Here is an 8,745-nt window from a genome sequence, read left to right on the forward strand (position 1 = left end):
AAACTACTCGTTTAAATATAGTAGGTTTGGATTTTTGCAGCACAATCACGTAGTATTGGTAAAAACTGTTCGATTAATACGTCATGAGAGATACGAAGGGCATTGGTGCTAATATTAATAGCGCCAATGAGTTCGTTATTTGCTTTATAGACTGGAAGTGCTAGCGATAGCAGACCTGTATCTAGCTCTTGATTTACCACGACGTATTGCTGATCTTTAGCTTCTTTTAGCGCCTGACTGAGCTGATTACGATCGGTAATACTGTAGGGCGTATGAGCGCATAGCTCAACGTTATTAATATAATCTTTAAGCGGTTCATCAGGAAGACTGGCAAGTATCGCGCGACCCATAGAGGTATAAGCTGCAGGTAGTCTCGTGCCAATCGCGAGAGTAATAGACATCAAGCGATGTTCAGCCGCAGATCGGGCGATATATACCACTTCATCATCATCCAGTACGGCAAACGAACAAGATTCACCCGTTTTTTCAGTGACGCGTTCTAAATAAAACTGAATAATATCGTGATGATGGACGCCGCTTAAATAACTGGCGCCAAGGCTTAGCGTTTTCGGGGTCAAACTAAACTGACGCTTACTTTTATGAACGTAACCAAGAGCATGCAAGGTTAATAGATAACGTCGAGCCTTTGCTCGATCTATCTTGGCGCGCTCGGCTACTTCGCTCAACGTCATACTAGAGTGGTTTTCATCAAAAGTCAGTAATACACTCATCCCTGCCGCAAGCGATGCAACAAAATCTGGACTATCTACAGGTATTTTCTCATCTTGTTCTTTATACATGCTATTCAATGATTACCAAAATTAGAGATTCTAAATGAAAATTACTCAATTAATCAATCAGCCTTTTATACATTCTGATATTGCAAAGCGCTTTTCTGATCGTTTGTTTGTGCAGGCTATGTTGGATTTTGAGCTGGCCATTATAGAGGTCAGAGAATATCATAGCCTTATTCCAGCAGGCATTCTACAGCAAACTAAAGCAGCGTTAGCGATAGATTTGTTTGATATTGATAAGATTGGGGCGCAAACTTACCTTGGCGGTAATGCGGCTATTCCTTTCATAGCACAAGCCAAAGCCTTATTACCTCAAGACATAAAACCGTATTTTCATCAGACCGTTACCAGTCAAGATGTCATTGATACAGCGATGATGATGATGCTTAAGCCAGCTCTACAGCGTATCAATGATGATTTGCTTAATGTGCTTCAAGCTTGCGCTGTATTGATTGAAACTCACCGTGCCACACCGATGGCAGGTAGGACATTGTTGCAACAAGCACTACCAATTACTTTTGGGGTAAAGGCCTCTCAGTGGGCAGCATCACTAATCGCTGTTTTGCCAAATTTAATGCAATTAGAGCAAGCAGGTTTTTATTTACAATGGGGCGGCCCTGTTGGGGTTGGTAATGAAGAAAATGAACGTCATGAATTGCCTCAGCAAGTGGCGACATTACTCGGACTATCGTTGCCATTACTGCCTTGGCATACAAATAGGCAACCTATTCATGCGCTTGCTTCTGGGTTGGATGCTTGTGCTGGCGCTATGGAAAATATCGTTGAGGATATAGCCTTAATGTGTCAGTCTGAATTGGGTGAGTTGGCTGAACCTGCTATTGAAGGAATGGGCGGCTCATCATCGATGCCGCATAAACGTAACCCTGTGTTGTGTGCTTTAATTAAGACCGCTACGTTAAGAATGCACGGGCATCTAAGTGTGATTAGCAACACAACCGCTCAGCCTTTTGAGCGTGCGTTGGGCCAGTGGCATGCGAGCTGGATGCCTTTAATGGAAGGCGTCGCTTTGGTCGCTGGTGCCGCCGATTATCTAAAAACGTTGTTACAAGGAGTACAAGTACACCCCGAGCGCATGGCGGCCAATCTTGATTTGAATAGTGATGCGTATCTCATCGAACCTTTAAAACGCCATTTTTTAGACCGTCAAGAGCGAATCTATCCTTTAATAGAACAAGCTAGCCAACAAGCACATAGAGAACACAAAGGCTTTGTGCAAACTTTCTTTGAGTTCACAACAGAGTTATTGGTAGATGATAGCGATAATGACACAAATGAGCTTGCAACACTTCTATCTCCTTTGACTTACTGCGGTGCAGCAGATAGACAATGTCAGCTCACATTACGAGCAATCGAAACAATAGTTTCAAATTCATCCAGAATAAACAAATAACCACATTGACAGAAGCTTAGAAAAGGGTTACGTTAATTCACTATACGAACAAGAATTCTTATATAGAACAAGTTACGAAAATCTTAGTACATTTATCTTTGATCATCAAAAAAGGAACTTATGATGAAAAAAACGCTTCCTATTAGTATGGCGTTGACCGCTCTGATGAGTCTTACGGGCTGTTCAACATCGAATGATACTGCTAGCGATGCTACCAATGGCGATACTGCGTCAAGTTCTCAGGAGGCGACCACATTACGCTTTGCTCACTTTTGGCCAGCGACTTCAGCGACGCATAAAGATGTTTTTGAACCTTGGGCAAAACAGATTGAAGAAGAGTCAAATGGTCGCCTAAAAGTTGAAATCTTTCCTTCTGCAACACTCAGTAAAGCTGACGCTGCCTACGATGCCGCTGCTAAAGGTACTGTCGATATTGGCTCTCAACTCCAAGGTTATACGAATGGTCGCTTTCCATTGACTCAAATAACAGAGCTTCCTGGTCTCTCAAATTCAGCCACCCAAATGAACTGTATGCTACAGACCTTATATGATGATGGGGTGATTTCGAGCGAATATGAAGACACGCATTTGCTATTTATGATGGGTACTGGTCCTGGAGGTATTCATACAATCGATAAAGAGATTCGCAAACCAGAGGACTTAAAAGGCTTACGTATCCGCCGTCCTTCTGCCATCGCAGGTGACATTATTGAAGCGGCGGGAGGCACGCCTGTCGGTCTACCAGCCCCTGATCTTTATACTTCGCTGCAACGCGGTGTGTTAGATGGCCTAAGTCTGCCGTGGGATGCGACTGGTTCATTTAAACTCATTGAGCTTGTAAACACTCATACCAATATGCCTTTTTATAGCTCCGCTATCATGGTGACGATGAATAAAGACAAATATGAAAGCTTACCTGATGATCTCAAAAAGGTCATCGATGACAACTCCGGTATGGAGATGGCTGCTATGGCTGGCGAAGTGTTTGATGGTGAGGATGCCAAATTTATGGCTGAGGCCAAAGCCAAAGGCGATACCATGATAGATATCCCTGATCCATTAAATGATCCTGCATGGAGCGCACCATTGGAAGCTGGGACACAAAAATATCTAAAAGACACTGAGGCCCTTGGTTTGGACGCTCAAGCAGTGTATCAAAAAGCCAAAGAAGCCAGCGCTGCATGTAAAGCCTAGTTTATAAAATCATAATAGACTAATCTTATACAAGAAGTTTGCATGATTTTAATTTATCTACAAGGATGTGATAAAGATGTTTTTTAAAATTAAGATGGGCGTCATACCTTTATCTTTGCTAATGGCGTTAGGCATGTCAGGTTGCTCTAATCAATCTGAGCAAGGTGTCAATACCGATTCAGGCTCAGCAGATGTAGCGACGCAGGATGTTACGACGCTGCGTTTTTCACACTTTTGGCCATCTACAGCAGCTTTGCATACCGATGTGTTTGAGCCTTGGGCCAAAAAGATTGAAACAGACTCAGAGGGTAGGCTAAAAGTTGAGATTTACCCCTCAGCCACTCTAAGTAAACCTGATATTACTTATGACTCGACTGCTAAAGGTACTGTTGATATAGGGGCGCAAGTTCAGGGCTATATTAGCGGCCGTTTTCCATTGACTGAGATTACTCAGCTACCCGGTCTGTCAAGCTCAGGTGCTCAATTAAGCTGTATGCTACAAACCTTGTACAACGATGATGTGATAGCAGATGAGTATGAGGATACCCATCCGCTATTTATGATGGCTTCAGGACCTGGCGTTTTTCATACGATTGATAAACCTATTCGTAAACCAGAAGATCTCAAAGGCATGCGTATTCGCCGCCCGTTAGAGATAGCGGCTAATATTATCGAAGCGGCAGGCGGCACACCTGTTGGTATGCCAGCATCTGATCAATATACTTCCTTGCAACGCGGGGTAATAGATGGGGTGAGCACGCCTTGGGATGCGGCAGGCGCCTTTAAGTTAGCGGAATTGACCAACACGCATACGACCATACCCTTATACAGCTCAGCATTATTAGTGACCATGAATAAAGATAAGTATGAGAGCTTGCCTGATGATCTCAAAAAAGTCATCGATGACAACTCAGGTATGGAGATGGCAAAGGTTGCTGGCGGCTTATTCGATAGTGAAGATATTAGGGTTAAAGTTGAGTCCAAAGCTCGCGGCGATACGATGATAGAGATTCCGGATCCATTAAACGATCCTGCTTGGAGCGGTATACTTAAGACAGAAATTGAAAAATACCTCAATAATGTGGAAGCGCTTGGATTAGACGCACAAGGCGTTTACAAAGAGGCTCAAGAAGCGAGCGTTGCTTGTAAGACCTAGCTTGTAAGAGTCAGTTGGCAGAGCCAATTGTTAGAAGGAAGCATTAGAGCAAGTTATATACGATAATTATGAAAGGTTTTAGCCTATCTACAAGGATGAGATAAGGATGTCTATCAAAACTAAAATGAGCGCAATGTCGTTACTTATGACGTTAACACTGGGCATATCAGCTTGTTCCCAATCTGGTGACAATGAACAAGCGGCCAGTGTGGAATCTTCAGCAGCGGATACGACAGTTTTAAGGTTTTCACATTTTTGGCCAGCAACTTCTGCCATGCAGACTGAGGTATTTGAGCCATGGGCTAAAAAGCTCGAGACTGAATCAAATGGGCAGTTAAAAGTTGAAATCTATCCTTCTGCGACCTTAAGTAAGCCTGATGTGACCTATGACTCTGCTGCAAAGGGCACTATTGATATCGGCGCACAAGCTCACGGATATACTGCTGGGCGTTTTCCATTGACTCAAATAGCAGAATTACCGGGCCTGTCTAATTCAGCGGTACAGATGAGCTGTATGCTACAAACTCTGTATGATGATGGCACTATCGCTAGCGAATACGAAGACACGCATTTGTTGTTTTTAATGGGCGCAGGCCCAGCGGCTCTACATACCGTTGATAAGGCTATTCGCGTGCCAGAAGATATGAAGGGGATGCGTATACGTCGTCCTTCAGCTATTGCAGGGGACATTATTGAAGCTACTGGTGGCTCTCCTGTTGGTTTGCCTGCTCCTGATATTTATACCTCGTTACAGCGAGGCGTTATTGATGGGCTAAGCTTTCCTTGGCAGCCCACCGGCGACTTTAGAATCACAGAATTAGCCAATGCTCATACCAATATTCCTTTTTACAATTCAGCACTATTAGTGACGATGAATAAGGATAAGTATGAAGCTTTATCTGCCGATCTGCAAAAGATTATCGATGACAATTCAGGACGGGTAATGGCTGACATCGCAGGAAAGATGACGGATAGAGAAGATGCCAAGTTTATGGAAGAGGCGCGTGCAAAAGGAGATATTATGGTCGATATACCTGACCCACTTAATGATCCTGATTGGAGAGGTCCTTTAATAGAGGGCACACAAAAATATCTCAGAGATGTTAGCGCTTTAGGTTTAGATGCGGATGGTGTTTACGAAAAAGTCAAAGCAGTTAGCGCTGCTTGTAAGGTTTGACGGTCATAGTCTTCGTTATTGAACGTCAATATTATAGTTAAAGCATGTCTTTATTTTTTAGTTGATGTAGTAAAACTCAATCTTAATAATTTTTAAGGGATTAAAAATGGTTAATAGTGTTCACCCCACAGGACTTTTTGATAATAGTGCAAAAGATTATCAGCATATTACTGCCCATCCTTTAGCTTCTGCTATGGGCGCAGAGATTAGAGGCGTAAATTTAAGCGATGTCAGTGACGATGTCATGGCTGAGATCGAAGATGCCCTTTATAGACACAAAATGATCTTTTTCAGAGATCAGGAAATAAGCTTTACCGATCATGAAAATCTGATTCTTCAACTTGGTGAGTTCGGGACAGATGCCTATACTACTGGTGTTCCTGGTCATCCAAATATTCAACCGCTTATTAAAGAAGCAAGCGTAACTACCAAAAGCGTGTTTGGCAGTGGCTGGCATGTCGATTCAGCTTTTTTAGAGTGCCCACCTTCTATTGCCATTAATTATGGGGTAGATATACCACCATACGGTGGAGATACGATGTTCGCCAATGCTGTGTTAGCTTATAACTCTTTAAGCCCAGCAATGCAAGAGATGATAGCGCCACTAAAAGTATGGATGAGTGGTAAAAAAGTCCTTGCCAATATGCAATCAGAAAAGCAATCTCAAGAGTCAGGTAAAGTAGGCGCCATTGGCAATATCGAGCTTGATTTGAATACCCAGCAAATGCTAGAAGGTTTTTATCATCCAATGGTCAGAACCCATCCCGTGTCAGGTGAAAAGTCACTGTATGTCGACAAGATTTATGCTTGCGGGATAGAAGGCATGACAGAAGATGAGGCGCGACCTTTGCTTGATTTTTTATCGAGCTTTGCGACACAAGAGTCTTTTACTTGCCGATTAAGATGGGAAAATAATACCGTTATTATGTGGGATAACAGGATTTGCTTGCATCAAGCTTTTAATGACTATGATGGTTATAGACGTGAGATGTATCGTGCGATTGTCATGGGCGAGAGACCAGTATAATAGAATTATAGTAATAGGATTGTATTATGGAAGATATTTTTGCATCTACAGTAACCCCGCCAGGCTATAGTGACGTTGAGTGGCAAGCTCGAGTCGAATTGGCGCTGTGCTATAGAATGGTTGATTACTATGGTTGGACGACTCAAGTCTACAATCATATTTCTTATAGGATACCCGGTACTGATCATTTACTTATTAATGCTTTTGGGCTGCTATATAGTGAAATAAAACCGTCAAACTTAGTCAAAATTGACTTTGATGGAAATAAGGTCGACGACTCACCTTATCCTATCAATCAGGCAGGCAATGTGATTCATACTGCGCTTCATAAGGGTAGGCCGGATGTACACTGTGTTATGCATACTCACAATACTGATATCCAAGCGGTAAGCGCATTAAAGTGCGGTTTTATGCCTTTATACCAAGAAGCGTTTATGTTCTACGATCGAATTGGTTATCACAATTTTGAAGGTATTGTGTTAGATGAGAGCGAACAGCAACGACTGATAGCTTCACTTGGACCGACCAATCACACTTTGATGCTGAATAATCATGGGGTTATCACGACTGGACCTGACGTATCTTGGGCATTTATGAGAATGTATCAAATCATTCAAGGATGTCAAGTGCAGTTAAAAGCCATGGCATCGGGAGGAGAGATGATTCAAGTAAGTGATGATGCTATGAGAAAAACAAGAGAGCAATTTGAAGGTGGTGACGCTCAAGCTGGTGCTGCAGTGAGATTGCCTGAATGGCCCGCTTACTATCGCTTGATGAATAGATTGGATCCAAATTGGGATAAGTAATCGCTCTTTGAAAGTTACACGCGCAGGAGAACAAGCATGGCATTTTTTGCAACCGACGTACACCTTATCGCTTATCAAGATAGTGGTGAGGCTTATCTACCAGCATTATTTATGGCGCATCCACTTGGGATGAGTCGTGACGTCTGGGATAAACTCTGTGACCAATTACACGGACACTATCGTTGTATCCGCTGGGACTTACCGGGACACGGTCGTAGTGGGGTCGCAGCAGATGATGTCTCTGCAGAAGTGCTGGCTTACGATGTACTTGCCTTAGCCGATACGCTAGAGATTGAGAGCTTTAGTTTTATCGGTACATCGATTGGCGGTGTCATCGGTCAAAGCTTATGTCAGATAGCACCTGAGCGCTTAGAGCAAGTATGGTTAACCAACACTGGTGCTGTCATCGGTACTAAAGAAGCTTGGGCCGAACGTGCCAAAAATGTCCGTCATTTAGGCTTGGCTGAGATGGCTGAAGGCATCGTGACACGTTGGTTCGCTCCAAGCTATGCTAAACAATACCCCGAAACGCTACAAGGCTGGCAAGTACAATTGTTACGCAGCGATGATGAGAGCTATGCCAAGCTTTGTGAAGCATTGGCACAAGTCGATAACCGCGACAAACTAGCAAGCTATGCTAAAAGTGTTGCCTTACTTGCTGGTTCGGAGGATGTGTCGACCCCTCCTGCTACTTTAGAAGCATTACAGACGGCTTTTCCTGATGCCCACTTAACCGTATTTGCAGGGGTGGGGCATGTGCCGTCAGTTGAGGCACCAAGTCAGCTAGTCGACTATATTCAAACCAATGCTGCTCGTGCGACCGTCGGTCAAACAGGTGTCAGCTATGAGCAAGGGCTTGTACAACGTAAACGCATTCTTGGGGACGCTCATGTCGAAAGAGCGTCTAAGAATGCCACGACGCTAGACAGTCCGTTTCAACAGTTTATTACTCGTAATGCATGGGGCGAGCTATGGGGAGATCCCAGTTTGACTTTTCAGCAGCGTAGTATGATTACGACCGCTATATTAGCAGCACTAGGGCGCGATGGTGAATTGGGATTGCATTTACGCACAGCGCAGCGTTTGGGTATTACCGAAGCTCAGTTGCGTCAAGTACTGATGCATGTGTCTATCTATGCTGGTGTACCAGCGGCCAATCATGCGTTTTCTTTAGCTAAAG

At 43.5% G+C, this 8,745-nt stretch carries 8 protein-coding genes; 7 read left to right on the forward strand and 1 reads right to left on the reverse strand.

Translation table 11 applies throughout. The features are described from left to right. Positions 1-11: 11 nt before the first annotated feature. Positions 12-800 (reverse strand): IclR family transcriptional regulator C-terminal domain-containing protein, encoded by a 789-nt coding sequence (locus PENNN9_RS11480; RefSeq protein ID WP_058369808.1) that lies wholly within the window; start codon positions 798-800, stop codon positions 12-14. Positions 801-834: 34 nt separating this feature from the next. On the opposite strand from PENNN9_RS11480, the gene PENNN9_RS11485 reads away from it, so the two are divergent. From PENNN9_RS11485 to PENNN9_RS11515, 7 genes are all read left to right on the forward strand, one after another. After that, the gene (locus PENNN9_RS11485) at positions 835-2,205 is read left to right on the forward strand and encodes a lyase family protein (RefSeq protein ID WP_058369809.1); all 1,371 of its coding nucleotides are present in this window, start codon (positions 835-837) and stop codon (positions 2,203-2,205) included. A gap of 123 nt (positions 2,206-2,328) precedes the next feature. Next, entirely contained in the window at positions 2,329-3,399 is a 1,071-nt protein-coding gene (dctP, locus tag PENNN9_RS11490) for a TRAP transporter substrate-binding protein (protein ID WP_058369810.1), read from the forward strand. Between the two features lie 76 nt (positions 3,400-3,475). Continuing rightward, positions 3,476-4,555, forward strand: coding sequence for a TRAP transporter substrate-binding protein (locus PENNN9_RS11495; protein ID WP_227511814.1), 1,080 nt, complete (start codon positions 3,476-3,478; stop codon positions 4,553-4,555). Positions 4,556-4,661: 106 nt separating this feature from the next. After that, positions 4,662-5,732 carry a TRAP transporter substrate-binding protein gene (locus PENNN9_RS11500; protein WP_413771751.1) on the forward strand — a complete coding sequence of 357 codons (1,071 nt, stop codon included), beginning with the start codon at positions 4,662-4,664 and terminating at the stop codon, positions 5,730-5,732. 106 nt (positions 5,733-5,838) lie between these two features. Beyond that, positions 5,839-6,759 (forward strand): TauD/TfdA dioxygenase family protein, encoded by a 921-nt coding sequence (locus tag PENNN9_RS11505; RefSeq protein WP_058369811.1) that lies wholly within the window; start codon positions 5,839-5,841, stop codon positions 6,757-6,759. 26 nt (positions 6,760-6,785) lie between these two features. Further along, positions 6,786-7,565 carry a class II aldolase/adducin family protein gene (locus PENNN9_RS11510; protein WP_058369812.1) on the forward strand — a complete coding sequence of 260 codons (780 nt, stop codon included), beginning with the start codon at positions 6,786-6,788 and terminating at the stop codon, positions 7,563-7,565. A gap of 36 nt (positions 7,566-7,601) precedes the next feature. Next, positions 7,602-8,745 (forward strand): alpha/beta fold hydrolase (locus tag PENNN9_RS11515; RefSeq protein ID WP_058369813.1); only part of this gene is annotated, 1,144 nt, incomplete at its 3' end.

This window comes from Psychrobacter sp. ENNN9_III (assembly GCF_001462175.1).
Taxonomy (GTDB): domain Bacteria; phylum Pseudomonadota; class Gammaproteobacteria; order Pseudomonadales; family Moraxellaceae; genus Psychrobacter.